Below are 24,970 nucleotides of genomic sequence, written 5' to 3'. Positions count from 1 at the left end.
TAATGCGCGCCACTTGGCTACATAGCTCAGTTGGTTAGAGCATAGCATTCATAATGCTGGGGTCCGGGGTTCAAGTCCCTGTGTAGCCACCAAGTACTAAAAACGGCTTACCGAAAGGTAGGCCGTTTTTTTATGCCTGCAATAATCTCCCCTCCGGTTCCCCACCAACAGAAGGTCTATCTTCAGCCCTTTCGATTGATCAGTGGGCTCGCAGCCGCTCATCCGTCAGACTTTCTTACAGTTTGCAATTCGCCTTTTTTCACATAAGCCAAATATCAAATTCAAAATAATGCCTTCCTCACAACCAGGCTCTTAGCCAGGTATTACAGGCCCCACCCGCCATAAAATTCTAAATAATCAAAAGCGCTATTTCAGAAAAAACGCCGCTATCCCTTGAGGGTTAGCGGCGTTTTTCCTACGCAACTGGCGTTGCGGCTGTACTTGGACGATTCATTTATTCCGCTGTAATCACCAGACACCCTTTCATCACACGCACTTTGACGTTCTCGTTCACCTCGAATCCTGCCTGCCGTAACCACAGGCCGCGCAGTCTGATCCAGGGTACGGGTTTGGCGGGGCTGTAGGTTTTTTCCTTGGTGTGGACCGGGTAAAAATCTGCGGCGATTTTCAACCGGCGTTCAGTGATGGGGGTTGATGTCGTATGATTGGTTTTAGCCATGGTTCAGCTCCTTCTAAGCTGCTTTGTGGTTAGCGGGGCCAGGGTGTTCGCGCACCTTGGTTCCGCGTTCTTTGGGTTACTTCAAACTTCTGTTTCTTCGTTGCTCGTTTTGGTCCCTGCCTGTGCGATCAGGGCGTCGAGCATCTGCGCAATTACCTTTTGTTGGACCTTCGAAAGCTCATTGATGGACTGCAGCCGTCGATACCACGTCGAGGTCAAGCTGCGTCTGGGCGTCTCCGTGTACGAGGGAACCCCGAGCAGGTCTTCAACGGGAACGCGAAGCGCAAATGCCATCTTCACCAGTGTCGTGACCGGCATGCTGCGCGTGCCCTCCTCGTAACCCTGAAAGGTCTGCCGGGAAAGACCTAAAGCCCTTGCAAACCGCGTCTGTGTTATCTCGTGCACCGTGCGTAAATGTGCAATGCGACTGCCCAACGCCACCAGAAAATCACGATCCTCATTGGAAATGCTCATGACAGCGGCCGACTGAAAATAAAATCGAAAGGCAACGGACTCATCCTCTTCATCTGATATCCATCCTGGAAAAACTACAGAAACCATCCTCAGGCAGCGGCGCGTAGGTTGTCGACCTGAATAATCTGTAAGAGAAATCCGGCGTAATCCGCCATTCATACGAAAAGACTACAGGCGCGACCGACGATAATTTCGCCTGAATCAGGCGCAAAACCGACGCACTGAGATAGCCCTGTAGGAAGCAGGCTCTGCTCACGTAAGAACTAGATTTTTCGTCATTTCAAGTACCCGCCCCTCTCTCCCCGAACTCCCCCTGGACCGACAAGCTTCCCCGGCTCGATTCAAAGCCATACAGGGAGTTGTCATGGCTCGATTCAAATCTCTTTTCGACGAAGACTGGGCTTGGGCACGCGATTACGGCGGTGCGTCATGGGGCGGGTGGTTGCCACCTCGAGCGCCGGAGGAGTCGGTGTACATCGAGAAGGACGAGTGGCCTGCGCCCAGGCCACGCGAAGACAGGGTCTTTGCCAAGTCCTGCACGCCGGACAACTGGTGTCGCACGGACGCTGGCACTGCCAAGGAGCCAGCCAGCAACTTCGGCAAGATCATGGTCGCCGGCGCCATGCTCATGCCCTCCGCCAGTACCGCGGTCGCGACGGCGATAGGTGCTGACCTGGCTTTGGGGCGTCTGGCCGGCGGCGGGATTTTGCAACAGCGCCTGAACTGGGCCATCCGTGGCGCCGGCGGGCCGGCCAGCGTGTTTGTGCTGGGAATGCTGCCGAGCAAAATGGCCGACGGCACGCTTCACACCGACGAAGAACTACGCCGCATGAGCCGCGCCACCACGCGCGTGCGCTTCCAGTTTCGTCGTGATGCCGAAGGTGTTCTGCGGGTTTACGGCATCCATTCCGGCGCCTCTGGCGACGACGCCGTACGCACGGTGAACGTCAAGTGGAACGCCGACAAGACAGCCATGGAGGCCAAGCTCAACGGCATCACCATTCTCTGGACGCCGCAACGCGGGCCGCTGGGGTCGATGCCTCCGCTGGTTTATCCCGACCACGGTGAGGCACTCGACCCGATCCTCGTCCACCCGATCCCGGACAACACCGATAGCCAGATTGAGGGTCTGCCGGGCGAGGATGTAACGGCCGAGGATTGTATTCTGGTGTTCCCGGCGGACACCGGGCTGAAGTCGTTATATGTGGTTTATTCGAGGCCGGCGAGGCAGACGCCGGGGATCGTTACGGGGGTGGGGGAGGATGTGGGCGGTATTTGGCTTGACCATGCTCAAGCTCAGGGTGGCGCCCCTATTCCGACCAGCATCGCGGATAAACTCAGAGGGAGCGAATATTCTAGTTTTGATTCGTTTAGGCGGGCTTTTTGGGCCGTTGCCTCAATAGACAGCGCAGTGGCACAACAGGTCAGCGAAGATAATCTACGACGTATGCGCAACGGAAATGCGCCCCGCGCCCGCTTAGGTGATGCAGCAGGGAAAAGGATCTCTCATGAGATTCATCATGTGGAACCGATATCCGAAGGTGGTGATATCTACAACGTAGATAACCTAAGGGTCTACACACCCAAAAACCATGTCGACGTACACCGTAAATAAGGGCATAGCATGAGCGACCCATTCATCAAAAGCAGCTTTTCCGACTATACCGAGCAGGATTTCATTGATCTCATAGATGAAATAAGAAAGGAAGATATAGCGCCGACAGATCTCCGTGCAGATGCATTGATTCTGCACTTCAACAAGATAGTAGGACATCCGAGCGGGATGGATCTGATCTACTACCCCGAGCCCGGAGCAGATACAACATCTGCCGGAATAGCTCGTACAGTCATGGCATGGCGCGAAGCGAATCGACTACCCGGGTTCAAGACATGAATCCTGCCGCCCGTTTCATTTGAGCTGTGGAACTTCAACTTGAGAACGTTATGACTAACATATCCGACTACACCGAAGCAGAATTCTTGAAATTTGTGCAATCTGTTCTTGCAGCCAACACAAGCCCAGACGAGATTCTCGATCCGCTGTTATTTGAATTTGTACGTCTGTGTGAGCACCCAGCGGGCACTGACCTCATCTATTGGTCCGAGGATATGAAACAACAAACAGCCGAGGGCATTACCAAAATTGTGAAAGACTGGCGTTCTACCCGTGGTCTGTCCGGCTTCAAGCAATAAATTACCCTGCAATACTCTCAAGAAGATCGCACCACCCTAGCTACCGCTTTCGCGAGCAGGCTCGCTCCCACAAGGGCATCGTTTTCGGCCAATCGATTGGCGCGGCCGCTGAGCGGGAGTGCTGTAATCCTCACGCAGTTTGCACCCCGCCGGCCCGCTCGATAAAGTCCCCCAAGACTTCTACCCCACGGACGGAGATCCCGCGTGTTTCCAGCCCAGCCTTTGAAGCGCTTTCGCCTGCCAGCCCTGACACTGCTTGTCAGCGCTCTGACCCTCACCGCATGCAACGCCCCGCCCTCTTCTTCATTGCCGCTGGCACCGGAAGCTGCATCCGGTTACCGCACTGATCTGCAAACCCGGCACGCCAATAAACACATGGCTGCCGCTGCCAATCCGCTCGCGGCCGAAGCCGGGCGGGAGATGTTGCGTCAGGGTGGTTCGGCGATTGATGCGGCGATTGCGATGCAGGCGGTGTTGACGCTGGTTGAGCCGCAGTCTTCCGGGATCGGTGGCGGGGCGATGATTGTGTTGTGGGATGGCAAGCAGGTGCGCACCTATGACGGCCGCGAAACGGCGCCGGCCGGGGCCACCGAGAAGCTGTTCCTGAAGGCTGACGGTAAACCGATGGCCTTTACGCAAGCGCAGATCGGCGGGCGCTCGGTCGGTACGCCCGGGGTATTGCGCGCGCTGGAGCTGGCGCATCGGCAGCACGGTCGCTTGCCATGGGCGAAGCTGTTTGAGCCAGCGATCAAACTGGCCGAGCAAGGCTTTGCGATTCCCCCGCGTCTACATTCGCTGCTGACTGCCGATCCACTGATACGCCAGTCGCCAGACATGGCTGCGTACTTCCTGAATGAGGATGGCAGCGTCAAAGCTGTCGGCACGCGCCTGCAGAACCCGAAGTTGGCGGCCGTGTTCAAACGTATCGCCAGCAAAGGTGCCGATGCGCTGTACAAAGGTCCGATCGCCGAAGAGATCGTCGCCAAGGTTCAACAGCACGCCAACCCCGGCAGCCTGTCGCTGAACGATTTGCAGCGCTATCAGGCCAAGGAACGCGCGCCGCTGTGTACCGACTACAAGCGTTGGCAGGTCTGCGGCATGCCGCCACCGTCGTCGGGCGGGATCGCCGTGGCGCAGATTCTCGGCACGTTGCAGGCGCTGGAGACTCGCGATCCACGCCTGTCGCTGACCCCGCTTAAACCAGTGAACAGCAATAGGCCGGCCGGCATCGAACCGGCGCCGCAAGCGGTGCATCTGATCGCCGAGGCTGAACGTCTGGCCTATGCCGACCGTGCGCAATACGTGGCCGACACCGACTTCGTCCCGGTGCCGGTCAAAGGTCTGCTCGATCCTGCCTACCTGGCCAGCCGCGCCAGCCTGATCGGCGAGCGCAGCATGGGCAGCGCCAAACCGGGCACACCGCCGGGCGTACAGGTGGCCTACGCACCGGACCGCTCGCCGTTGCGCATCTCGACTTCGCAAGTGGTCGCGGTTGATGATCTCGGCGGCGCCGTGTCGATGACCACCACCATCGAAGCCGCGTTCGGCTCGCACCTGATGGTTCAGGGTTTTCTGCTGAACAACCAGATGACCGACTTCTCTTTCATCCCCGAAGAGAACGGGCAGAAAGTCGCGAACCGCGTCGAACCGGGCAAACGCCCACGCTCGTCGATGGCGCCGACGCTGATCTTTGATCGCAACACTGGTGAATTTGTCGCCACGGTCGGCTCACCCGGCGGCTCGCAGATCATCGAATACGTGGCGAAAACCACCATAGGCCTGCTCGACTGGAACCTCGATGCACAAAGTGCGATCAACCTGCCCAACTTCGGCAGCCGCAATGGCCCCACCGAACTGGAACAGGGACAGTTCAGCCCAGCGCTGATTCAGGCACTCAAGGACAAGGGCCACACGCTCAGCGAAATCGACATGACCAGCGGCACCCAAGCGATCGTGCGGGTGAAGGATGCGCAGGGCAAAGCGACATTGACGGGGGGTGCCGATCCTCGGCGTGAGGGAGAGGCGTTGGGGGATTGAGTATTACGAAGTGGGCAGAAAAGGCTTACCGGGAGGTAGGCCTTTTTTTGCGCACAGCGATTGCTCTCATTGATCAGCGATTCGCCACCAAATGCACCCCAAACAACAAATAGCACCCACCTGCCAACCGATCCAGCCACTGGCGTGACCGCTCGTAGACACCGGCAACCCGGCGGCTGGCGAAGAACAGAGCGACGCTGCAATACCAGCTGAACGACAGCGTGGCCATGGTCAGCACGGCCAGCGCCAGCAGTAGCGGCGGCACGTGGGGCGGCATGGCGGTGGCGAAGATGGTGGCGACAAAGAGTGCCGATTTCGGATTAGTCATGTTGCCCAGGAAACCGCGAGCGTAGACGCCGAAATAAGTCTGCCGGGGCGCAGCCGATGCACCGGGGGCAATCGCAGCCTTGCGCTTGAATTGCTTCAGCCCCAGATAAATCAGATAGCAACCGCCGGCAATCTTGAAGCCCAGATAGAGGGTCGGCGCGGCGTTGAACAGCGTCTTGATTCCCAAGCCGCCAGCAAGGCCCCACAGCACCGTGCCGGTGGCCACGCCCAGCGCAGCCACCACGCCATGTCGGCGCGAGTGACTGGCCGCGAGTTGCGCGATGTTGAAGAAATTTGGCCCGGGCGTGACCACCGCCACTGTCCACAACAGCGCCAGCGACAGCAACGGGGCAAGATAACCGGCAACAGAAACGTCCATGAGCGTTGCGCCTGAGCAGTGGAATCAAGCCTCTACCTTGCTACATCCGCTGACGGTTTTCCATCAACGTCATTTAAACCGCCAACGTCTTGCCATCCACCCCATCCCCAATCTTCAGGAAATGCCCGCCCGCCACGTGGTGCAAGGTACGCAATCTATCCTGCCCCTCGAAATGCCAGCGCCCGTCGCTGAACACACGCTCATCGGCCTGGGCAGCAATGACTTCGGCAAGGAACAGGTCGTATTGCTCGTGATTGCGCGGCTCCGGCAGCAGGCGGCATTCGAGCCAGGCGACACAGCCCTCAAGCAGCGGCGCTTCAATCTGTTCGCCAGCGAAGGTGTGTAGGCCGTACGCCTGAAACTTGTCCTGACCTTGGTTGCGGGTGATTTCCAGGCCGGAGGTGTTGCCGACGGTTTGCACGATATCGGCCTGATTGACGCAAGGCACATTCAGCACAAAAGTGCCGGAGGCTTCGAGCAACTGGCGAGTCCAGGTGGATTTGTCGAGGACGACGGCGACTTTCGGTGGTTCGAAATCCAGTGGCATGGCCCAGGCGGCGGCCATGATGTTGCGCTGGCCGTCGTGAGCGGCGCTGACCAGCACGGTCGGCCCGTGGTTGAGCAGGCGGTAGGCTTTGTTCAGGGGCACCGGACGGCGGTGGGAGACGCTCATGGGATTTGCTCCGGAGGAAAAGGAGCCGATTGTAGCGCTGTCACTGGAGAATCGCAGAACCTGTGGGAGTGAGCAGATGCGGCGCTGCCCCTCGGTGATCGTTCCCACGCTCTGCGCGGGAATGCATCCTGTGACGCTCTGCGTCACGCCAGCGAAGGAACGCGGAGCGTCCCGGGCGGCATTCCCACGCAGAGCGTGGGAACGATCAGTGCGGTGTCAGTGAGAGAGCTGATTGGCAAACTGGCCGACCGCATCCACCACTTTCTGCGCACCGTCCTGAATCTCGACAATCACCGTGCCCGCCTCCGCCGCCAGCGCCAGGCCCTGTTCAGCCTGAAGCTTGCCGTCGGTCATCAGTGCCACGGCATTGCGCGCCATTTCCTGGTTCTGCCGTACCACGCCGACGATTTCGTCCGTCGCTTGGCTGGTGCGCGAGGCCAGTTGCCGAACCTCGTCCGCGACCACGGCGAAACCACGGCCCTGCTCGCCGGCCCGGGCGGCTTCGATGGCAGCGTTGAGCGCCAGCAGGTTAGTCTGTTCGGCAATGCCGCTGATGGTTTTGACGATCGTGCCGATCACCAGCGACTGCTCGTTCAGCGCCTCGATACCTTCGCCGGCGGCTTGCATGTGCCGCGACAAATCACGCATCACGTTCACCGCTTCGGTGACGACCGTGGTGCCCCGTTGTGCGGTGCTGTCGGTTTGTTGCGAGGTGCTGTAAGCGATGCTGGCCGCGTCGGCAACCGCCTGCTCGCGGTTGACCTGATCGGTGATCACCGTGGCGAATTTCACCACTTTGTACAGTTTGTCGTTGGCATCAACCACCGGGTTGTAGGACGCTTCCAGCCACACCGTACGACCATGGCTGTCGATACGCTTGAAGCGGCCAGCGACAAACTCACCGCTGTTCAAGCGCCGCCAGAAGTTCTGGTACTCGGCGCTGTTGTACTCATCCGGGGCGCAGAACGTGCGGTGATGTTTGCCTTTGATCTGCGCCAGGCTGTAACCCATGCCGTTGAGGAAGCGATCATTGGCGCTGAGCACATTGCCGTTGAGGTCGAACTCGATCACGGCGGTGGAGCGCACCAGCGCGCCGATCAGGTTCTCATGCTCGCGGGAGGCTTCGATGGTGCGGGTCAGGTCGCTGGCGTAGAAGGAAATGTGTCTGATCCGGCCATCGGACGAGCGCACCGGTTGCACGATGGAACGCAGCCACGCCTCGTCGCCATTGCCGCGCAACAGGCGCACGGCGCCGGCAAAATGCTCGCCACGGCTCATCGAGTTCTTGAAGCGCTGATGGAATTCGTCGGATTTGACGTGGGCCGGGACGATGTCTTCGATTGCCCGGCCGACCAAGTCCTGGCTCTTGTAGAACATTTCATCGAGAAAATTCTGGTTGACCGAACGAATCCGCCCGTCGGGCTCAAGGGTCAGCGCGAGCATTTCGCTTTCCAGGCTTTCCTTCACTTGTACAAGGCTGGAGAGTTCTTCGCGCAGAGCGGCCAGCTCTTGCTTCAAGCGTTTATTGAACATGGGAAAGCACCGATGGCAGGGTAGTTAGCGGATACAACCTAGCCATCGGCCTTGCGCAGCTTTTCTGAAGCCAGCGCCAGACCCGTCAGTCGAAAATAATCCGGCGCTTGCGGTTCAGGCAGCGCCGGCAGCCTGACACGGTCCGGTACGTGGCATGCGCGCACCGAAATACGCCGCCGTCACAATCCCCACCGCGCCCATCACTGCACAGAAGAACACGCAGATCCATGGGCTCCACGGCATCAGACCAATCAGCAACAGCGGCGTGATACTTGCCCACGCCGCGTACGCAATGTTGTAGGTGAAGGAAATGCCCGACACGCGAATTCGCGCCGGGAACAACCCGACCATCACCGAAGGCACCGCACCCACTACCCCACAAGCGAGGCCGGCGACCGCATAGGCCATGCCGATCCAATGCCCGCCCATGATCAGACAGCCATACAGCACGCCAATGCCCAATGGCAGCGACAGGCTGTAGAGCATGACCGTGCGCCAGGCACCGATGCGATCGACCAGCAGCCCCGCGATCACGCAGCCAATGTTGAGAAAGACGATGCCCAAGGCACTGAGGCCGAAGGTGTGGCTGGCGGTCATGCCGAAGGTTTTCTGCATCATGGTCGGGGTGATGACCACGAACACCACCACCGCCGAGGTCAGCACACAGGTGAGCAACATGGCCGGCAGCATGGCCAGACGATGCTCACGCAGCACCGTGCGCAGCGGCAGCTCGACCCGCGCCTCGCGCTGCGCTTCCATGGCCATGAACACCGGGGTTTCGCTGAGCCAGCGGCGCAGGTAAACGCCCACCACGCCGAACACGCCGCCGAGCAGAAATGGATAGCGCCAGGCGTAATCGAGAATTTCGGCAGGCGTGAAAACCTGCGCCAGGAAGGTCGCGGTGAGTGCGCCGATCAAGTAACCGAAGGTCAGGCCGGCTTGCAGGAAACCGAGGGCGTAACCGCGATGGCCGGTCGGGGCATGCTCGGCGACGAACACCCAGGCACTTGGCACTTCGCCGCCCACCGCAGCGCCTTGCAGGATGCGCAGCGCCAGCAACAGCAAGGGCGCGAAATAGCCGATCTGCGCGTAGGTCGGCATGATCCCGATCAGCAGGCACGGCAGCGCCATCATCAGGATGCTCAGGCTGAACACCTTTTTGCGGCCCAGACGATCGGCGAAATGCGCCATCAGAATCCCGCCCAGCGGCCGCGCAAGATAACCGGTGACGAAGATGCCGAAGCTTTGCAGCAAACGCAGCCACTCGGGCATTTCCGGGGGGAAGAACAGCTGACTCAGGGTCAGTGCGAAGAATACGAAGATGATGAAATCGTAGATTTCCAGCGCCCCGCCGAGCGCGGCAAGGCCGAGGGTCTTGTAGTCGGAGCGGCTGAACGGCGCCGGTCGGGCTGGAGAATTGGCAGTCATGACAAAGAACTCAGGCATCGGCAAAAACCAAGGCGCTCATGGTCTACGCAAAAGCGCGGATCGACAACCCGTCAGACCATAGTCTCGGTTTGCGAAAACCTGCTCAACAAAAGGGCGGCGCTTGATTTACTGTTAGCGCCTGTCCAAGGGACCACGCCAACACCGACCAGCCGCCCATTTGGGAGCGAGCCTGCTCGCGAAACGTCAGTTCAGACAATCTGATGCTGAATGTGCCGACGTCTTCGCGAGCAGGCTCGCTCCCACAGGGGATCTCTGTGGCTGTCGAGCCGGGCGACTGCTCCCGCGGATCAAAATAACCATAAAAAATCCGAGGTACTTCCCGTGGCCGTTGATATCGAAGATAGCCGCTCCGCGCGCTTTGCTCTGCGCTGTTCCAGTTTTGCCGAACGCTGGTTTCCCGACTCCTGGGTGTTCGCCGCGTTGGCCGTGATCATCGTTGCGCTGGCCACTCTGGCCATGGGCGCCAAACCCACCGCTGCAGCGATGGCCTTCGGCGACGGTTTCTGGAGCCTGATCCCGTTCACCATGCAGATGGCCTTCGTGGTGATCGGCGGCTACGTCGTCGCTAGCTCTCCGCCCGCAGTCAAGCTGATCGACAAACTGGCACGCATCCCGAAAAACGGCCGCTCCGCCGTGGCCTGGGTAGCGTTGATTTCGATGGTCGCATCGCTGCTCAATTGGGGTCTGTCGCTGGTATTTGGCGGGCTGCTGGTACGCGCCCTCGCCCGCCGCACCGATCTGAAAATGGATTACCGCGCCGCCGGTGCTGCGGCATACCTGGGACTTGGCGCGGTGTGGGCGCTGGGCTTGTCATCGTCGGCCGCACAGTTGCAGGCCAACCCGGGCAGCCTGCCGCCGTCGATCCTGTCGATCACTGGCGTGATCCCGTTCACCGAAACCATTTTCCTCTGGCAGTCCGGGGTCATGCTGCTTGCGCTGATCGTGATCTCGATCATCATCGCCTACGCCACCGCGCCCGGGCCGAATTCGGCACGCGACGCCAAGGCCTGCGGCATCGACCCGGCGTTCAACCTGCCGCCGCTGCAACCGCGCACTCGCCCCGGTGAATGGCTGGAACACAGCCCGTTGCTGATCATTGTGCTGGTGCTGCTGGCGGCGGGCTGGCTGTTCCACGAGTTCTCGACCAAACCGGCGATCACTGCGATTTCCGGCCTGAACACCTACAACTTCCTGTTCATCATGCTCGGCGCGCTGTTGCACTGGCGCCCGCGCAGCTTCCTCGATGCGGTGGCCCGTGCGGTGCCGACCACCACTGGCGTGTTGATCCAGTTTCCGTTGTACGGCTCGATCGCCGCGCTGATGACCACCGTCAAAGGCGCCGACGCGCAAACCCTCGCGCATCACATCTCGACCTTCTTCGTCAGCATCGCCTCCCACGACACCTATGCGCTGCTGATGGGCGTCTATTCGGCGATTCTCGGTTTCTTCATCCCGTCCGGCGGCGGCAAATGGATCATCGAAGCGCCCTACGTGATGCAAGTCGCCAATGACCTGCAATACCACCTCGGCTGGGCAGTGCAGATCTACAACGCCGCCGAAGCCTTGCCGAACCTGATCAACCCGTTCTATATGCTGCCGCTGCTGGGCGTGCTCGGGTTGAAGGCGCGGGATCTGATCGGCTTCTCGTTCGTGCAACTGCTGGTGCACACGCCACTGGTGCTGCTGTTGTTGTGGGCGCTGGGGACGACATTGGCGTATACGCCGCCGGTGATGCCGTAGCAAAAACGAGCCAGGCCTGTGGGAGCGAGCGCTCGCTTGCACAGGTCTGGCGTGGAAATCATGAAATCCACACTCAACCGCTTTTCTGTCAAACACCGCTGATCCACTATGAAGCGCCCCCAAATCGAGGGGAACCCACGCTGAAAAGGATCTGAGCATGTTCAAACTCGCAGGACTTACCCTCGTTGCACTGACGCTAAGCGCCGCCGCTCACGCCGATGTCGACGTGAAACTGGGCAGCACCGAGCGCGTCACCCGGCTCTTCGCCTACCCCAACAATTGCAGCGTGATCTGCTTTCGCAACTGGACGCTGGAGCAGACCGTTGCTCACTATCTGAGTCAGAGCGTCCAGCGCGACGGTTACGCCGATGCCAAGGTGCTGGTGAAGACCGACAACGATCAGCTCTACGCCGAGATCACCGGTGTGCCGGACGGCTATGACAAGCCGCTGTCAGCGTTGCTCGACGCCGGCGATCTGGCTTATGCCGGCGCCAGCAAGCTCAATGCCGATGGCAAATGGGCCTATAGCTGGTATCTGTTCCTGCCGTTGGGCATGGCCCTGGAGAATCGCAAGAGCGTCGAGTTGCTGCACTTCCCGCCTGACTACTCGCTGACCCAGGCGCAGGACTACCTGCGCTCGAACACCACCGATCGCTGGGCGACGTTGCTGACCGATAACGGCATCCCTGCCGGGCAGACGCCGGCCTATCAGACCATCATCGACATCGCGCCGATTGCCGCGCCGTCCAATGCCGGCGGGGATCTGGAGGACGTCTACGACTACTTCAAGGATTACCAGACCACGCTGGTCAAGCAGTTCAGTAAGACCGCCAGCGGCACGACGTTGCCGATGGTTGCGTTCGGGGCGCCGGTGCGCAACTGGATCAAGGAACAATATGGGCCGACGGTGGGCGTATTGGGGCTGGCAAGCATCAGTCCGGCCGAAGGGGTGAATGTGCCAGTGCTCGGTTCCAACCATCCGAGCTATATCTGGTACGCCGCCGATCCGAAGAGCTATACCGGCGACGATGCCCAGGCCAAGGCTGACGCGGCGGGCCTGAAAGTCATGGGCCAGGATTTGAGCGCGGCTTGCTGGCAGGCCGGGATGGGCAGCAAACCGGGCAGCGATGCGCAGGCCACGCTGAACAGTTGCACGCAAACATGGCAAGTGACGCAAAAGGTCAAAACCTGCGAGTTGTTCTACACCTCGATCCGCAACCTCAGCGCTGAACAAGCGGCTGCCAAGTGCGCCACGCGACCGGTCAAGACACAACTGCAGCAGCTGAAAGCGCCACTGCCTGCGGCCGCCGTGCCCGCACCCGCTCTGTAGTCGCTGCCGGAGCCCCCGTGTCAGCCAATGCTGACGCGGGCCAACGGTGATCGCGCCTGTCAGGTTTGACAGTAGACCGGTACCTTCAATTGCGCGACGCTTGGATCCAATCATGCTTCGCCTGGCGAGGCATGGGCACAACCCGGAGGCAACACTCAACAACAAGGATCGTTATGAACAATCAAGCCGTGGGCCGGCACCTGCCGCGCGACACAGGAGGCATCTATCCGTTCGCCGGACTTCCGGTGCGGCTGGGTTTTCCATCCTGCGACGACTTCCAGATCATCCACAACGAACGAGGCGTCGCCACGGCAGTGGTCGCGCGCCGTGAGTTTCTGCGCATCAGCCGAATGTGCCGGGTTTCCGGGCAATTGCTGCCCTATCGCTGTCGACAGACCCGTCAGCTGCAAACCGGCATCCACGTTTACGATCCGCGCTTTTGCGGGGTGTTGGAACACGCCTGCGACCCGAATGTATTTCTCGACATGAGCGAATTGTGGCTGTGGGCGTTGAAAGATATCCACAGCGGCGAACATCTGAGCATCGATTACGCATCGACCGAAGACAAACTGCTACGCCAGTTCGCCTGCGATTGCGGCTCGTCGCGCTGCCGTGGGTGGATCACCGGTTACGACGAACCACCTACGCCTGAAGGCCAGCGCTTTTTACAGCGCTGGCGGCATCCAGGCCGTAACTGAACGCCTCGGTTACGGCGCGCCGACCGGACGCAAGCGATATTGCGGCGGCAACTGTTCGAAACCACTGATGGTGGTATTGAGACTTTTCCAGCGGCCATCCTTGATCCCGTAGATGCAGCCGTGGATCGACAGCGGCTGCCCGCGATGCCATGCGTTCTGGATGATGCTGGTGTGCGCGACGTTGGCCACTTGCTGGATCACGTTGAGTTCGCACATGCGATCGACCTGCTCTTCTTCGGTCGCCAGCTTGGCCAGTTCTTCGCGCTTTTCGTAGTACAGATCGCGGATCGAGCGGAGCCAGCCGTCGATCAGGCCGAACTGGCGATCCTGCATCGACGCACGCACACCGCCGCAGCCGTAGTGGCCGGTGACGAGGATGTGTTTGACCTTGAGCACATCCACCGCGTACTGGATCACGGACAGGCAGTTGAGGTCGGTGTGCAGCACGACGTTGGCGACGTTGCGGTGCACGAACAGATCGCCCGGCAGCATGCCGACGATTTCATTGGCCGGTACGCGTGCGTCGGAGCAGCCGATCCATAGATATTCCGGAGTTTGTTGGCGCGCCAGTTTGGCGAAGAAATCCGGGTCTTCCTTGGTGATCGCGTCAGCCCAACGCTCGTTGTTATCAATCAGGTCTTGTAGATCGTGCATGGATAAGGCCTCAAGAAAGATGCGCAGGTTTGATAGACGACCACCCGTCGAAGTCACGCCGCCAGCGCAAAGTGTTTTCGTTGGAATTCTCGCGCGCCCGGTGAGTCCACTCAGTAAGGCCCACACTATGAGGAATTGCCATGACTGATTCACGACGCCCTTATGATGCGGTGCAACCGGAACCCATCGATGATAACGAAGACCGCATGGGCTCGGTGCACGAGCTGGATTTCGACGATGAAGAGCCCAGCGCGAAGATCGGCGATGAGCTGCCCGAGCGTGAACGTGAACAATTGATGCCGGCTGAGCGAGTGCGTGAGGCGGGCATGACCGGGGCCTCGGTGGACGATCATCAGCCGACTGACGATGACCTGAGCCCTGAGACGTTGATTCGCGAGGATGGTGCGAGAGATGCCGAGGAAATCGGCGACGGCGATCAGACGGATTGGGATTTGAGCGTGGTCGATAAAAATGACATCGGCGGCGGCGACGGGCTGGATGAGGCGGAACTGGCGGATCTGGATCCGCTGGATGGCAAGCGGAGATAAGAGGCGCCTGATCTGACGCGTTCGCGAGCAGGCTCGCTCCCACAGGGTTCAGGGATGGTTACAAAATCCAATGTGGGAGCGAGCCTGCTCGCGAAGCTTTCAAGGTCGATCAGTCAACCAGGGTACAGACCATCACCACCGCATCTTCACGCCCACCCACCGCCGGATAATAATCGCGACGCCGGCCGATCTCGTTGAAGCCATACCGCTCATACAACTTGAACGCAGCCGTGTTGCTGTCGCGCACTTCAAGAAAACACTCCCGAGCCTCGGCCGCATACGCTCGCGACATCAGATGCTCAAGCAATGTCAGCCCCAACCCGCGCCCCTGATTTTCCGGCTTGACGGTGATATTGAGCAGGTGCGCCTCATCAAGAATGATCTGCACCACACCGTGGCCCACCTGCTGCTGCCCTTCGAACATCAGCCAGATCTGGTATTTGCCCAGGCCATCGAGAAAAATCCCCCGGGTCCACGGATGGCTGTACGCGGCGTATTCGATCTTCAACACAGCGTCCAGGTCCGCCTCGGTCATCGGGCGAAAGGTTACAGCCTCACTCATCGGATTGTTTCCAGCGCGCCATCAGCCGACGCATGGCTTGCCACACAGCGGCCTTGCGCTGTGGCTCTTCCATTAACAGTTCCAGACCGGGAATCGCCCAGGCCAGGCCCAGACCTTCGATCTGCAATTCACTATTGAACGCTTCGGCGTCCGCTTCCCCGGCAAATTTCACCGCCGGCAGGCCGATCAGCCACAGACAGGCGCAGGGCGCCGCTTCCATCTGCACCGAGAGGAAACCCTGCACGAAGTCGCGCGCCGCTTCCGGGCCTTGATCCAGCGTGCCGCGATTGAGCCACGGCCAGCGCACAGGTTCGCCGACGATTTGCGGCGCATCCGGCAGACCGGCGGCGCGCAGCATGTCCTTGAGCAGCAGGTAGGCCGGATCGCGACTTTGAAACGCTTCGCCTGTGGGTAACTCGACCAGCAGCAGGCAGCGCCCGGCGCGCAGCAGTTGCAGGGCGAACCGCGGCGGCGGCACTGGCGCAGGCTTGACCACCACCGGCGTGTCGTCGACTTCCTCCACCGGTTTGGCGCCGTTGCGAGTGCTGGCCAGCGACGGACGCGGCACCTCGATTTTCGGTCGCTCGGCCTGACGCGCGGCAGGCTGCGCCGGTGCTTCGGCCAGAGGCGCCGGAACAACCGGTACCTCAAGCTCAGGCTCGGGCATCTCCAGCAGCTCGGGCCGCGACGGTGCGGCGAAAGGCAGTTCGGTGCGCGGCAGCCAGTTGACCACCTGCATGGCGTTCAAATAGGCGCGGCGGCGGGACTCGATAAGCAAAGGTCGGCCACTTGTGGATAACGGAAAGTGCGCTGATTCTACCGCCCTTCGCACAAGATCGCTCGCTGTTGATCGATACCCCGCGCTGCGCTGCGCCGCTGCCCTTTGGGCAAAGAATGCGACAGCCCGTCCCGAGAGTGAATCGCCGCGCCTGTGATGCAGTACAATCGCCGCTTTTAATCGCCAACCAGCCGGCCATTCCGATGATCGAACCCAAGCGCGTCTTGCGCGCCCTCGCTGAACACTGGGCACTTCTGGAGCCACTGTGCGAGCACTTCGACCAAGGCACCCTGAGCCTCAACGAACTGCGCACGCAACTGGCCGCCCAACAACTCGACAGCACGCCGCAGGACATCACCAGCCTGCTCGACGTGTGGATTCGCCTCGATATTCTGGTTCCGGTGGCGAAAAGCCCGAACCGTTTCGAGCTCAACGCGCAGATCCACGACTTCCTCGCCTACCTGCGCCGCGAACACCGCCTCGGTCTGTGCCTGGAAATCGAAGCCTATTTGCGTCACCTGGAGCGTCTGGCCGGTTATATCCAGGACGCTTTCGACGTTCGTGATGGCAACGATCTGGCGCGCCAGCTGCGCTTGCTCGACATGCGCGTGCGCGACGTACTGAAGAAACTCGACAACGATGAACAGGCCCTGGTGGCAGTCGCCGAACGGGCGAAGACCAGCGACCGGCAGATTCCGCTGCGTCAGCGGTACGCCGAAGTCCTGGCGACGTGGGACGAATACGTCGAGCCGATGATCGATCTGGTCAACGCCGACGGTGCCTTCGAGCAAGGCGTGCGCAAGGTCGAAACCGTGCTGCTGAAGATGCTCAGCGAACAGCAGCGCCTCGGCCATCTGGTCGATGACGACATGCTCCTGCGCACCCACGCGCGCATCCTCGAAATGCAGACCAGTGCGCAACTGACCCTGCGCCATGCCCGCGAACTGCTGCTGCCATTGCGTGAAGAAGCGCGTCGGCATAACGCCGTGACCCGTGGCGCCGCACTGGCGCTGGCGGCGATCCGGCGTAAAGGCATCGACGCCGTGCCGCAAGCGGCGATGCCGCTGTTCACCCGCCCACAGAGCACTTTCCTGGGCAGCGCCAGTCAGGTCGAAGCCTACGTTTATGCGCTGGCTCGTTTCGAGCCGAAACCGGCGCGCTTCCCCAAGGCGCACAAAACACAAAAGGCTGGCGACGCGCCACGTGCACCGCGCACCGTGCGCGAGATGGTCGATCGGTGCGAAGAGTCCCTGCCGATGCCGGACCTGATGACCTGGCTGCTGGAGCAGGAACCGGATGGCGCCACCGACGAATTGCTTTACTGGTTCTCGCGCCTGTCGCGGGAAAAACGCTTCAAGCGCGAGCGTCTGGAACGCCGCGAATACCACACTCACGAGCATCAGGTCAGCCTGCGCTCCTTCGCCCTGCTCTCGGCCAGCGACACCGCCGCCGAGGATTCTGCGAGCATCCCAAATGCATCTTGATCTTTCCGAACTGTCGCAACTGGCGCCGATCTTCCGCGAGTTGTTCAAGGGTTACCACGTCAGCCGTCGTGATCCCGAGCTGTACGCACAACTGTCGAATTTCCAGGACCAGTACCGCACGCTGTTCAAGGCGCTGGGCTTTGAACTGGTCTGCGACACCCGTGGTTTCTACTATTTCGTGCCAGACATGGCCGCCGCAGCGGTGAACAAAACCGCCCAGCGTCTGGCGCTGTTCACCTTCATCCTCGTCGAGCACCTGGCCGATCAGGGCCGCGACCCGATCGCCGTGCTCGACGGCGGCAGCCTCGGCCGCGAAGAATTGCCGTCGCTGCTGGACAAGTACCGCGACCTGTTCATCCAGGCCGAAGTGCAGACCGTCGAAGAACTCGAAGAAAAAATCATGCGCCGCATGACCCAGCTTGGTTTTGCCGGCGAAGAAAACGGTGTCTACCGCTTCCTGCCGCCGATGCATCGCTTCCTCGACGTGTGCCTGTCGGTACAACAGGACCGCGACCTCGCAGCCAGCGTACACAGCGTTCTGCCGCTGCCCGCTCCGGTGTTGATCGACGAAGAAGCCGAAGCGAAATTCCTCGAAACCGACGATCCGCTCGATCTTTCCGAATTTGAAGAAGAAAGCGAAGAAGACGCACTGGCCCGCGCCATTGCCGAAGAACAGGAGTCCGATGCATGAGCCAGGAACGCTACGGCATCCGCCGCTTTGCCCTTTTGAACACCGCCGGTTACAGCCTCGGTCTGTTCCCGCTGGAAGAACCGTTGTCGGTTTACGGCGCGAACAACCTCGGTAAATCGGCGTCGATCAACGCCTTGCAGTTCCCGATTCTGGCGCGCATGTCGGACATGAGTTTCGGCAAGTACAGCCTCGAGCAATCGCGGCGCTTCTACTTCGCCTCCGACACCAGTTACATCCTCGTCGAAGTCAACCTGCCCCATGGCCCCCACGTAATCGGCGTGGTCGGTCGCGGCCCGGGCGGCGGTTTCGGGCACCAGTTCTTCGCCTACGCCGGCAAGCTCGATCTGGCCCATTACCAGAAAAACGACACTTGCCTGCGCCAGAAAGAACTGTTCAGCAATCTCGAAAAAGAAGGCCTGAAAGCCTACGAACTCAAGCCGGATGAACTGCGCCGCTTGCTGGTTGGTGGCCATACGTCAATCCCGCTCGACCTGACCCTGATCCCGCTGCGCTCCACCAGCGAGCAGAGCCTGAAGACCTTCCGCGCGCTGTTCATCAACCTGCTGCACATGCGCGAAATCACCGCGGCCAAGCTCAAGCAACTGTTCCTCGATGCCTTCGAACACAGCTTGCGTTCGGGCAGCGTCGATTACATCGCCGCGTGCGAAGAAGCTTTCCGCGATGTGCGGCGCATGGAGCAGGACTACAACTCGCTGGTCGCCGCCGGTCCATTGGTTGAAGCGCTGGCCAACGGCGTGAAACAGCGCGACGTGCTGCGCGGCAAATTGCATCGCCTGTCGCCGCTGCTCGATTCCTTGCTCGGCACCTGGTCGGATTACGCCACGGCGCGCAAGGAAGAGCTGACCATCCAGGCTGAGCACTACCGTCGCGAGCAGGACGATCTGCAAAACGATCAACGCGGTGGTACTCAGGAACTGATGCGTCTGGAGCGGGAAATTTCCGGCATTCAGCGCTGGCTCGGTGAGCTGTCGGTGCTGAAGAACCGCTTCGCCCTGGTCGATGACGTCAAAGTGCTCGAGCAACAATTGCTCGCGGCCAAGGATGCACACGACGAACTGGCCGGTGCCTTGGCGCAGTCGCGTCAGTTCAGCGCCGAAGATCTCGAAGAGCGTCTGCGCGATCTGGAAAAACGCCTGAAGTCGGTGAAGCAACAACTCGATCACGCTGATAACAACAGCTACGCCCGTCTGCGCGAAGAGTTCTCGCAACAGGACGTCGAACGCCTGATGCGTCTGTTCAATAGCGCGCTGTTCAGCCTGCCGCTGGGCGAGCACGGCATCACCCTCGACGAGAACGGTGAGTGGGTCAAATCGGTCGAGCTGATTCTTGACGGCTTCAAAGGCGAGCGCTTCGAAGTGCCGGGCCTGTCCATCGACATCTCGCACATTGAGCCGCCGGCCCTGCAAGCGCTGGCCGACCGCGCCGCGTTGCGCGATCAGAAGGAGCGTCTGGAAAAAGAGCTCAAGCAACTGAAAACCCAGCAAGCCGTGGCCGCCGACCGCGCCGCAAGCAAGACCCAGACCGAGGCGCTGTATCAGCAGGTGCTGGACGCGCAGAAGGCGCTGGAAGATTTCCGTCGCACCCAGACACTGAGCGCCGAGGAAAGCGACAAACTCGAACAACTGGCGCAGATGGAAGCTGCGCAGGACGAACTCAAGCGCTCCAGCGATGCCTTCACCGAGCGCGTCCAGCAACTGTCGGCCAAGCTGCAACTGGTCGGCCGGCAGATCGCCGACATGGAAGCCAAGCAGCGCACCCTCGACGACGCGCTGCGCCGTCGTCAGTTGCTGCCAGCGGACCTGCCGTTCGGAACGCCGTTCATGGATCCGGTCGATGATTCGATGGACAACCTGCTGCCGCTGCTCAACGACTATCAGGACAGCTGGCAGGGTCTGCTGCGTGCCGATGGGCAGATCGAGGCGCTGTATGCGCAGGTGCGTCTGAAAGGCGTGGCCAAGTTCGACAGCGAAGACGACATGGAGCGGCGTCTGTCGCTGCTGATCAACGCTTACGCACACCGCACCGATGAAGCGCTGACCTTGGGCAAGGCGCGGCGCGCGGCGGTCACCGACATCGCCCGCACCCTGCGCAACATCCGCAGCGACTACGACAGCCTCGAGCATCAACTGGCGTTGTTCAACCGCGAGATCAACAAGCGTCAGGTCTCCAACCTGCAGAGCTTCCGCATCGTCCTCGCGCCGAACAAGGAAGCCCTCAAGCACATCGACCAGATCATCCACAGCGCCGGGCAGTACGAAGAAGGCGAAACCCTGTCGGTGTTCGACCTCAGCCAGAGCGCCGAGCAGGACAACAAGAACGAAGAGGCCAAGGAATATCTGGCGCGGCTGGTGGCGGCGAACCACAACCAGCTCGGCCTCAAGGACTTGTTCGAACTGGCTTTCGAGATCACCAAGGTCAACGGCCAACCGGTGATCCACACCGACATCGACGGCGCGGCGTCCAACGGCACGACCATGACCATCAAGGCGCTGACCAACATGTACTTGTTGCTGCACTTGATGGATCGCGACCTGGCCGGCCGCGTGCGTCTGCCGTACTACCTCGACGAGGCGGCGGACATCGACGAGAAGAACCAGGCGGCGCTGCTGGAAACCAGTCTGCAACTGGGCTTCGTGCCGATTCTGGCGAGTGTGAAGCCGCAAGTCTGCGCCAGTGTCGCAATCGACCTGGAAGGCGGCAGCGGCCCGGCAGGCATCTACATCGATGAAGCGGACTGGAAGTACATTCGCCGCCATGATGTGGTCAAGGCCACGCTGAATGTGCAGGCGGATGAGCCGGAGCTGGATGCGGTTTGATCGGCTTTAGCTGAAGGCAAAAAGGGCCGCGATCTGATGGGATCGCGGCCCTTTTTTATGGTCTGGATTTTGTGTTGATTTGGCTGGCCCCTTCGCGAGCAGGCTCGCTCCCACAAGTGGAATGCGTTCCCCTGTGGGAGCGAGCCTGCTCGCGAAGACGTCTCAACAGACGCCACTATTTACCAAGCTGAATCTTCGGCGCCCAGGTCAGCCATTCATCCTCGAACTTGTCGAACAACGGGAACGTCTGCTCGGCCCGCGCCGGATTGCCCATGCGCTCGCCATCCGGGGTGGCGAAGGCAATCCCGCCCTGAATCAGTGTCTCCAGCGACTCGGTGCGCACCGTCACGCCCTTGAACAACCCATAATCGAAGCCCACGCCGCTGGTGTTCCAGAAGCGGCTGCCGCTGCGCACCAGCGGCGCATACTTCGGCTCGATCAGGATGTGCACCAACACACGGTCAGCGGTCTGGCCCAATTCATAACCGGTCACCTTTCCGACGGTGATTTCACGGTAGGTCACTGGTACGCCAGGCTTAAGCGAACCACGACGTGCGGCGCTCAACACCAGACTCAGACCCGCTTCTTGCTTGGTGACTTCCGGCGCCTCGGCCAAGGCAACGAAGTTCTTCTGCGGGCCGAGATTCTTTGCCGCCGGCTGGACTTCGATGTATTTACCGGTGACCAGCGTTTCCAGATTCTGCGTCTTGATCAGGCCCAGTTCCGGCTTGACCACCCAGAACTGACTGCCGACCCGGGCGATCTTTTCCGGTACTTCGGTGATGCGTGCGGTGAGGATTACCGACTGCATGTCATCGGTCAGATCGACGCTTTCAATCTTGCCGACATCCAGCCCCTTGAAACGCACCGGCGTACCGCTGCTCAAGCCGTCAGCGCGATCAACCTTGATCGTCACTACCGCGCCTTTCTTGTTTGCCTCATCGTGGTCGGCAAACAGACGGAAGCGCGGGATGCGTTTCTTCAATGGCGCATTGGCTTGCGGCGTTTCAAAGGCGATACCGCCGGCCATCAGGGTTTGCAAAGATTCACTCTTGACCTGAATGCCGCCGGTCAAGCCACCGGTGAGGGTGATGCCGCTGACGTTCCAGAAGCGCGTCGAGGCGTTGACCAGGTTTTCGTATTCCTTCTCGATGTGCACGCCGATAACCAGCTGCTTCTTGGTTCGGGAGAACTGGTAGCTCTGCACCGAACCGACCTTGACCTGCTTGTACAGAATCGGACTGCCGACATCGATCGAACCCAGCGAATCGGTAAACAACACCAGATGCAGGCCCGGCGAACGCAGATCCAGCGGCGGAGCTTTCGGTCGCGCTTCGAACTCGCGTTTCGGCGCAGCGCCTTTGTCGCCCGGACGCACGGCGATGTAGTTACCTTTCACCAGCGCTTCCAGGCCGGTAATACCCGCCAGAGAAATCGACGGCTTGACCACCCAAAACTGCGTGCCCTCAACCAGATAGTCTTCGGCCAACGGATCAAGGGTCAGCTCGGCGGTTGCACTGTTCAGGTCCGGATCGACTTTTAGCGCTTTCAGGTTGCCGACCTGAATGCCTTTGTACATCACCGGTGTGCGACCCGCCTGCAGGCCCTCGAAATCACTAAGTTTGACCTTCACGCGAATTCCGGCAGCGGCGGCGTCGAAGTCTTCATATAGCCGGAATGGCAGGCTCGGATCGGTCGCTGGGCTGTCCTTGCGATTCTCCGGCGTGGCGAACGCGATACCACCGGCGACGATGCTGGCCAGGGATTCGCTGCGCACTTTCACGCCGGACAGGTTAGCGTCGATGCTGATGCCGCTGGCGTTCCAGAAACGAGTATGTTTGCGCACCAGTTTGGCGTAGGTCGGCTCAATGAACACCTTCAGTTCAACGGTGCTTTGATCCTCGGAAAGCACATAGCTTTTGACCTGACCGACCTTGATTTGCTTGTAGAACACCGGGCTGCCGCGATTCAACGAACCGAGGCGATCAGCCTTGATGGTCAGGTGCAGACCGGGCTTGGCGTCGGACAGGGGCGGTTCTTCGGCGAGTGCCTTGAACTTGCGCACCGGCTCGCCTTCACCGGGACTGATGGCGACGTAGTTACCCGAGACCAGCGTTTCCAGACCAGTGATACCGGCCAGGGTCACGCTCGGTTTGACCAGCCAGAACCGCGTGCTGGTCTTCAGGTACTGTTCCACGTCCTTATTCATTTCGATGGTGGCGATCACCCCTTTGGAGTTGCCCTCATCGTCGAGCTTGAGCGCCTTGACCTTGCCGACCGGCATGCCTTTGTAGACCACTTCAGTCTTGTTGGCCTGGATGCCTTCGCCGCTTTCGAAGCGCACCTGAATTTCGATACCGGTCTCGGAATAAGCACGCCAGCCGAGCCAGCCGCCGATGATCAAAGCGATCAGAGGCAGCACCCAAATGGCCGACCAGTTCGAAGCCGGTCGGGTTTTCGCTACAGGCAAATCAGTCATGGTCGTCGTCCGACTCCGTGTTATCCCAAATCAGTCGGGGATCGAAAGTTACTGCTGCGAGCATCGTCAGAATCACCACAGAGGCGAAGGCGACGGCGCCCAGATTGGCTTCGACACTGGCTATCCGGCCGAAGTTGACGACCGCCACGAGAATGGCGATCACGAAAATATCGAGCATCGACCAGCGGCCAATGAACTCGATGAAACGGTACATCCAGATACGCTGACGGGCCGACAATGGCTGCCGACGCTGCACTGAAAACAGCAACAACGCGATGCCGACCAGTTTGAACGTGGGCACCAGAATACTGGCGATGAACACCACGCTCGCGATTGGAATCATGCCGTGCTGCACCAGTTCAATCACGCCGGACATGATGGTGCTCGGTTCACCCTGGCCCAGGGAGCTGACCGTCATGATCGGCAAGACGTTGGCCGGAATATAGATAATGGCTGCCGTGATCAACAGCGCCCAGGTGCGGGTCAGGCTGTTGGGGCGGCGAGCGTGAACCTGCGCGCCGCAGCGGGTACAGCTTTGCTCATCGACGTCAGCTTCCTGCTTGTTCAATTCGTGGCATTCGGTGCACACCAGAATGCCCGCATCAATCGCCCGCATGGGCATCCTCTCCTGATAATGCCTGCCAGATCTGATGCGGTGACATCACCACCTCCAGCCAGACTTGTACCAACAACAAGCCAATGAAACATGCCAGCCCGAGGCCGACGGTAATTGCTGCCATATCCGCCAGCTTCACGATCGCGACGAGGACGCCCATGAGGTAGACCTCGAGCATGCCCCAGTCTCGGAGGTGGTGGTAAATACGATAGAGCAGCAAACCGTAGCTTCGGCCGACATCGAAACGAATCGTCAGTAACACAAACAGCTGGCACAGCAACTTGAGTAACGGTATGGCCATGCTGCAAAGGAAGACGACGATCGACACACCTTGCATGTCGGTGCTGAATAGACCGACCACGCCGCTCCAGACCGTATCCTGCGAAGATTGCCCGAGGATATTGAGTTGCATGATGGGTAAAAAGTTTGCCGGTACGTAAAGTAATAACGCGGCAATCACCAGGGCGAGGCTGCGCTGCACCACGTTATGGCGATGGGCGTACAACTCATAACCACAACGCGGGCAGAGCGCTTTCTCACCATGGGCAAGTGTCGGCTTGCGCATTAGCAGGTCGCACTCGTGGCAGGCTATCAAGTCTTCCAGCGGTAAATCTGACAGCCCGGGGGCGTCAACCGATTCTGACATACAGGCTCTGGCTCCGATAAAGATGGGGCTATTCTAGTGTTCTGTTTCGAAAATAACTGTGCAATTTTGTTCGCCGTAGCGCTGAAAACTTTCTCGCAGGCAAAACAAAACCCCAACTGCTTTCGCAATTGGGGTTTCGGAATTTAATCTTGACGATGACCTA

At 60.0% G+C, this 24,970-nt stretch carries 22 protein-coding genes, 1 tRNA gene and 2 pseudogenes; 12 read left to right on the top strand and 13 right to left on the bottom strand.

Going from position 1 to position 24,970, the window contains the following annotated elements; translation table 11 throughout:
* The first annotated feature begins 15 nt into the window (after positions 1 to 15).
* Positions 16 to 92 (top strand) — tRNA-Met (locus tag V8J63_RS20780).
* A 362-nt stretch (positions 93 to 454) separates the two neighbouring features.
* Here the strand turns inward: V8J63_RS20780 and V8J63_RS20775 are convergent.
* A complete protein-coding gene (locus V8J63_RS20775; RefSeq protein ID WP_039761255.1) occupies positions 455 to 679 on the bottom strand; it encodes a SymE family type I addiction module toxin in 225 nt (74 codons plus the stop codon).
* An 81-nt stretch (positions 680 to 760) separates the two neighbouring features.
* Positions 761 to 1,153, bottom strand: a complete 393-nt coding sequence (locus V8J63_RS20770) for a helix-turn-helix domain-containing protein (RefSeq protein ID WP_241664234.1) — start codon at positions 1,151 to 1,153, stop codon at positions 761 to 763.
* Positions 1,154 to 1,517: 364 nt separating this feature from the next.
* Between V8J63_RS20770 and V8J63_RS20765 the strand changes: the two genes are divergently transcribed.
* From V8J63_RS20765 to ggt, 4 genes are all read left to right on the top strand, one after another.
* Positions 1,518 to 2,768 (top strand): S-type pyocin domain-containing protein, encoded by a 1,251-nt coding sequence (locus V8J63_RS20765; protein WP_130888172.1) that lies wholly within the window; start codon positions 1,518 to 1,520, stop codon positions 2,766 to 2,768.
* Between the two features lie 9 nt (positions 2,769 to 2,777).
* Entirely contained in the window at positions 2,778 to 3,047 is a 270-nt protein-coding gene (locus V8J63_RS20760) for a bacteriocin immunity protein (protein WP_130888171.1), read from the top strand.
* Between the two features lie 50 nt (positions 3,048 to 3,097).
* Entirely contained in the window at positions 3,098 to 3,346 is a 249-nt protein-coding gene (locus V8J63_RS20755; RefSeq protein ID WP_336464570.1) for a bacteriocin immunity protein, read from the top strand.
* A 204-nt stretch (positions 3,347 to 3,550) separates the two neighbouring features.
* On the top strand, positions 3,551 to 5,383 hold the full coding sequence (ggt, locus tag V8J63_RS20750) for a gamma-glutamyltransferase (RefSeq protein ID WP_130888169.1): 1,833 nt from the start codon (positions 3,551 to 3,553) through the stop codon (positions 5,381 to 5,383).
* Between the two features lie 73 nt (positions 5,384 to 5,456).
* On the opposite strand, the gene V8J63_RS20745 is transcribed toward ggt, so the two are convergent.
* From V8J63_RS20745 to V8J63_RS20730, 5 genes and pseudogenes are all read right to left on the bottom strand, one after another.
* Positions 5,457 to 6,089 carry a LysE family translocator gene (locus V8J63_RS20745; protein WP_130888168.1) on the bottom strand — a complete coding sequence of 211 codons (633 nt, stop codon included), beginning with the start codon at positions 6,087 to 6,089 and terminating at the stop codon, positions 5,457 to 5,459.
* Between the two features lie 73 nt (positions 6,090 to 6,162).
* A complete protein-coding gene (locus tag V8J63_RS20740) occupies positions 6,163 to 6,762 on the bottom strand; it encodes a flavin reductase family protein (RefSeq protein ID WP_130888167.1) in 600 nt (199 codons plus the stop codon).
* Positions 6,763 to 6,978: 216 nt separating this feature from the next.
* A pseudogene (locus V8J63_RS27870) lies at positions 6,979 to 7,416 on the bottom strand (methyl-accepting chemotaxis protein); the annotation flags it as partial.
* 102 nt (positions 7,417 to 7,518) lie between these two features.
* Positions 7,519 to 8,205, bottom strand: a pseudogene (locus V8J63_RS27865) (PAS domain-containing protein); the annotation flags it as partial.
* A 204-nt stretch (positions 8,206 to 8,409) separates the two neighbouring features.
* Complete coding sequence (locus V8J63_RS20730; protein ID WP_336464569.1) at positions 8,410 to 9,723, bottom strand: MFS transporter; 1,314 nt, start codon at positions 9,721 to 9,723, stop codon at positions 8,410 to 8,412.
* A 342-nt stretch (positions 9,724 to 10,065) separates the two neighbouring features.
* Here V8J63_RS20730 and V8J63_RS20725 point away from each other — a divergent pair, with 342 nt between their 5' ends.
* The 3 genes from V8J63_RS20725 (at position 10,066) to V8J63_RS20715 (ending at position 13,512) form a co-directional block, all read left to right on the top strand.
* Positions 10,066 to 11,484, top strand: a complete 1,419-nt coding sequence (locus tag V8J63_RS20725) for a short-chain fatty acid transporter (protein ID WP_016773194.1) — start codon at positions 10,066 to 10,068, stop codon at positions 11,482 to 11,484.
* A gap of 157 nt (positions 11,485 to 11,641) precedes the next feature.
* Positions 11,642 to 12,814, top strand: a complete 1,173-nt coding sequence (locus V8J63_RS20720) for a hypothetical protein (RefSeq protein WP_130888164.1) — start codon at positions 11,642 to 11,644, stop codon at positions 12,812 to 12,814.
* Positions 12,815 to 12,987: 173 nt separating this feature from the next.
* Positions 12,988 to 13,512: a lysine methyltransferase gene (locus tag V8J63_RS20715; protein WP_336464568.1), complete on the top strand. Its 525-nt coding sequence runs from the start codon at positions 12,988 to 12,990 to the stop codon at positions 13,510 to 13,512.
* Positions 13,513 to 13,521: 9 nt separating this feature from the next.
* Here the strand turns inward: V8J63_RS20715 and can are convergent, their stop codons facing one another.
* The gene (gene can / locus V8J63_RS20710; protein ID WP_039761245.1) at positions 13,522 to 14,166 is read right to left on the bottom strand and encodes a carbonate dehydratase; all 645 of its coding nucleotides are present in this window, start codon (positions 14,164 to 14,166) and stop codon (positions 13,522 to 13,524) included.
* A gap of 140 nt (positions 14,167 to 14,306) precedes the next feature.
* On the opposite strand from can, the gene V8J63_RS20705 reads away from it, so the two are divergent.
* A complete protein-coding gene (locus tag V8J63_RS20705) occupies positions 14,307 to 14,714 on the top strand; it encodes a serine kinase/phosphatase (protein WP_336464567.1) in 408 nt (135 codons plus the stop codon).
* Between the two features lie 109 nt (positions 14,715 to 14,823).
* Here V8J63_RS20705 and rimI read toward each other — a convergent pair whose 3' ends face one another.
* Both rimI and V8J63_RS20695 read right to left on the bottom strand, forming a co-directional pair.
* The gene (gene rimI, locus V8J63_RS20700) at positions 14,824 to 15,276 is read right to left on the bottom strand and encodes a ribosomal protein S18-alanine N-acetyltransferase (protein WP_016773192.1); all 453 of its coding nucleotides are present in this window, start codon (positions 15,274 to 15,276) and stop codon (positions 14,824 to 14,826) included.
* Positions 15,269 to 16,015 carry an energy transducer TonB gene (locus V8J63_RS20695; protein ID WP_110602976.1) on the bottom strand — a complete coding sequence of 249 codons (747 nt, stop codon included), beginning with the start codon at positions 16,013 to 16,015 and terminating at the stop codon, positions 15,269 to 15,271. The genes rimI and V8J63_RS20695 overlap by 8 nt, the downstream gene beginning before the upstream one ends.
* 242 nt (positions 16,016 to 16,257) lie before the next feature.
* Here V8J63_RS20695 and mksB point away from each other — a divergent pair, with 242 nt between their 5' ends.
* From mksB to mksF, 3 genes are read left to right on the top strand one after another with little or no spacing between them, the layout of a single operon-like run.
* Entirely contained in the window at positions 16,258 to 17,538 is a 1,281-nt protein-coding gene (gene mksB, locus V8J63_RS20690; protein WP_160768349.1) for an Mks condensin complex protein MksB, read from the top strand.
* Positions 17,528 to 18,229 (top strand): Mks condensin complex protein MksE, encoded by a 702-nt coding sequence (gene mksE, locus V8J63_RS20685; protein WP_016773189.1) that lies wholly within the window; start codon positions 17,528 to 17,530, stop codon positions 18,227 to 18,229. The genes mksB and mksE overlap by 11 nt, the downstream gene beginning before the upstream one ends.
* Complete coding sequence (mksF, locus tag V8J63_RS20680) at positions 18,226 to 21,066, top strand: Mks condensin complex protein MksF (RefSeq protein ID WP_041480021.1); 2,841 nt, start codon at positions 18,226 to 18,228, stop codon at positions 21,064 to 21,066. Before mksE ends, mksF begins: the two co-directional genes overlap by 4 nt.
* A gap of 175 nt (positions 21,067 to 21,241) precedes the next feature.
* Here the strand turns inward: mksF and V8J63_RS20675 are convergent, their stop codons facing one another.
* The 3 genes from V8J63_RS20675 to V8J63_RS20665 are packed head-to-tail and all read right to left on the bottom strand — an operon-like array spanning position 21,242 to position 24,807.
* Entirely contained in the window at positions 21,242 to 23,545 is a 2,304-nt protein-coding gene (locus tag V8J63_RS20675) for a PqiB family protein (RefSeq protein ID WP_125927907.1), read from the bottom strand.
* On the bottom strand, positions 23,538 to 24,161 hold the full coding sequence (locus V8J63_RS20670) for a paraquat-inducible protein A (RefSeq protein WP_071173597.1): 624 nt from the start codon (positions 24,159 to 24,161) through the stop codon (positions 23,538 to 23,540). The genes V8J63_RS20675 and V8J63_RS20670 overlap by 8 nt, the downstream gene beginning before the upstream one ends.
* The gene (locus V8J63_RS20665; RefSeq protein ID WP_056790348.1) at positions 24,148 to 24,807 is read right to left on the bottom strand and encodes a paraquat-inducible protein A; all 660 of its coding nucleotides are present in this window, start codon (positions 24,805 to 24,807) and stop codon (positions 24,148 to 24,150) included. Before V8J63_RS20665 ends, V8J63_RS20670 begins: the two co-directional genes overlap by 14 nt.
* Positions 24,808 to 24,970 lie beyond the last annotated feature (163 nt).

The organism is Pseudomonas sp. CCNWLW23, from assembly GCF_037095675.1.
GTDB classification, from domain to species: domain Bacteria; phylum Pseudomonadota; class Gammaproteobacteria; order Pseudomonadales; family Pseudomonadaceae; genus Aquipseudomonas; species Aquipseudomonas atacamensis.
Note: the sequence above shows the minus strand (reverse complement) of the source record. Positions and strands in the feature narration are given on the sequence as shown.

Bases quoted from the DNA above. Each gene is read 5' to 3' on its own strand.
- V8J63_RS20730 (WP_336464569.1), bottom strand. From the start codon at position 9,723: ATGACTGCCAATTCTCCAGCCCGACCGGCGCCGTTCAGCCGCTCCGAC.
- V8J63_RS20705 (WP_336464567.1), top strand. From the start codon at position 14,307: ATGACTGATTCACGACGCCCTTATGATGCGGTGCAACCGGAACCCATC.
- V8J63_RS20665 (WP_056790348.1), bottom strand. From the start codon at position 24,807: ATGTCAGAATCGGTTGACGCCCCCGGGCTGTCAGATTTACCGCTGGAA.
- V8J63_RS20770 (WP_241664234.1), bottom strand. From the start codon at position 1,153: ATGAGCATTTCCAATGAGGATCGTGATTTTCTGGTGGCGTTGGGCAGT.
- rimI (WP_016773192.1), bottom strand. From the start codon at position 15,276: ATGAGTGAGGCTGTAACCTTTCGCCCGATGACCGAGGCGGACCTGGAC.
- V8J63_RS20765 (WP_130888172.1), top strand. From the start codon at position 1,518: ATGGCTCGATTCAAATCTCTTTTCGACGAAGACTGGGCTTGGGCACGC.
- mksB (WP_160768349.1), top strand. From the start codon at position 16,258: ATGATCGAACCCAAGCGCGTCTTGCGCGCCCTCGCTGAACACTGGGCA.
- mksE (WP_016773189.1), top strand. From the start codon at position 17,528: ATGCATCTTGATCTTTCCGAACTGTCGCAACTGGCGCCGATCTTCCGC.
- mksF (WP_041480021.1), top strand. From the start codon at position 18,226: ATGAGCCAGGAACGCTACGGCATCCGCCGCTTTGCCCTTTTGAACACC.
- V8J63_RS20760 (WP_130888171.1), top strand. From the start codon at position 2,778: ATGAGCGACCCATTCATCAAAAGCAGCTTTTCCGACTATACCGAGCAG.
- V8J63_RS20695 (WP_110602976.1), bottom strand. From the start codon at position 16,015: ATGCAGGTGGTCAACTGGCTGCCGCGCACCGAACTGCCTTTCGCCGCA.
- V8J63_RS20720 (WP_130888164.1), top strand. From the start codon at position 11,642: ATGTTCAAACTCGCAGGACTTACCCTCGTTGCACTGACGCTAAGCGCC.
- V8J63_RS20670 (WP_071173597.1), bottom strand. From the start codon at position 24,161: ATGCGGGCGATTGATGCGGGCATTCTGGTGTGCACCGAATGCCACGAA.
- V8J63_RS20740 (WP_130888167.1), bottom strand. From the start codon at position 6,762: ATGAGCGTCTCCCACCGCCGTCCGGTGCCCCTGAACAAAGCCTACCGC.
- can (WP_039761245.1), bottom strand. From the start codon at position 14,166: ATGCACGATCTACAAGACCTGATTGATAACAACGAGCGTTGGGCTGAC.
- V8J63_RS20715 (WP_336464568.1), top strand. From the start codon at position 12,988: ATGAACAATCAAGCCGTGGGCCGGCACCTGCCGCGCGACACAGGAGGC.
- V8J63_RS20755 (WP_336464570.1), top strand. From the start codon at position 3,098: ATGACTAACATATCCGACTACACCGAAGCAGAATTCTTGAAATTTGTG.
- V8J63_RS20775 (WP_039761255.1), bottom strand. From the start codon at position 679: ATGGCTAAAACCAATCATACGACATCAACCCCCATCACTGAACGCCGG.
- V8J63_RS20745 (WP_130888168.1), bottom strand. From the start codon at position 6,089: ATGGACGTTTCTGTTGCCGGTTATCTTGCCCCGTTGCTGTCGCTGGCG.
- V8J63_RS20675 (WP_125927907.1), bottom strand. From the start codon at position 23,545: ATGACTGATTTGCCTGTAGCGAAAACCCGACCGGCTTCGAACTGGTCG.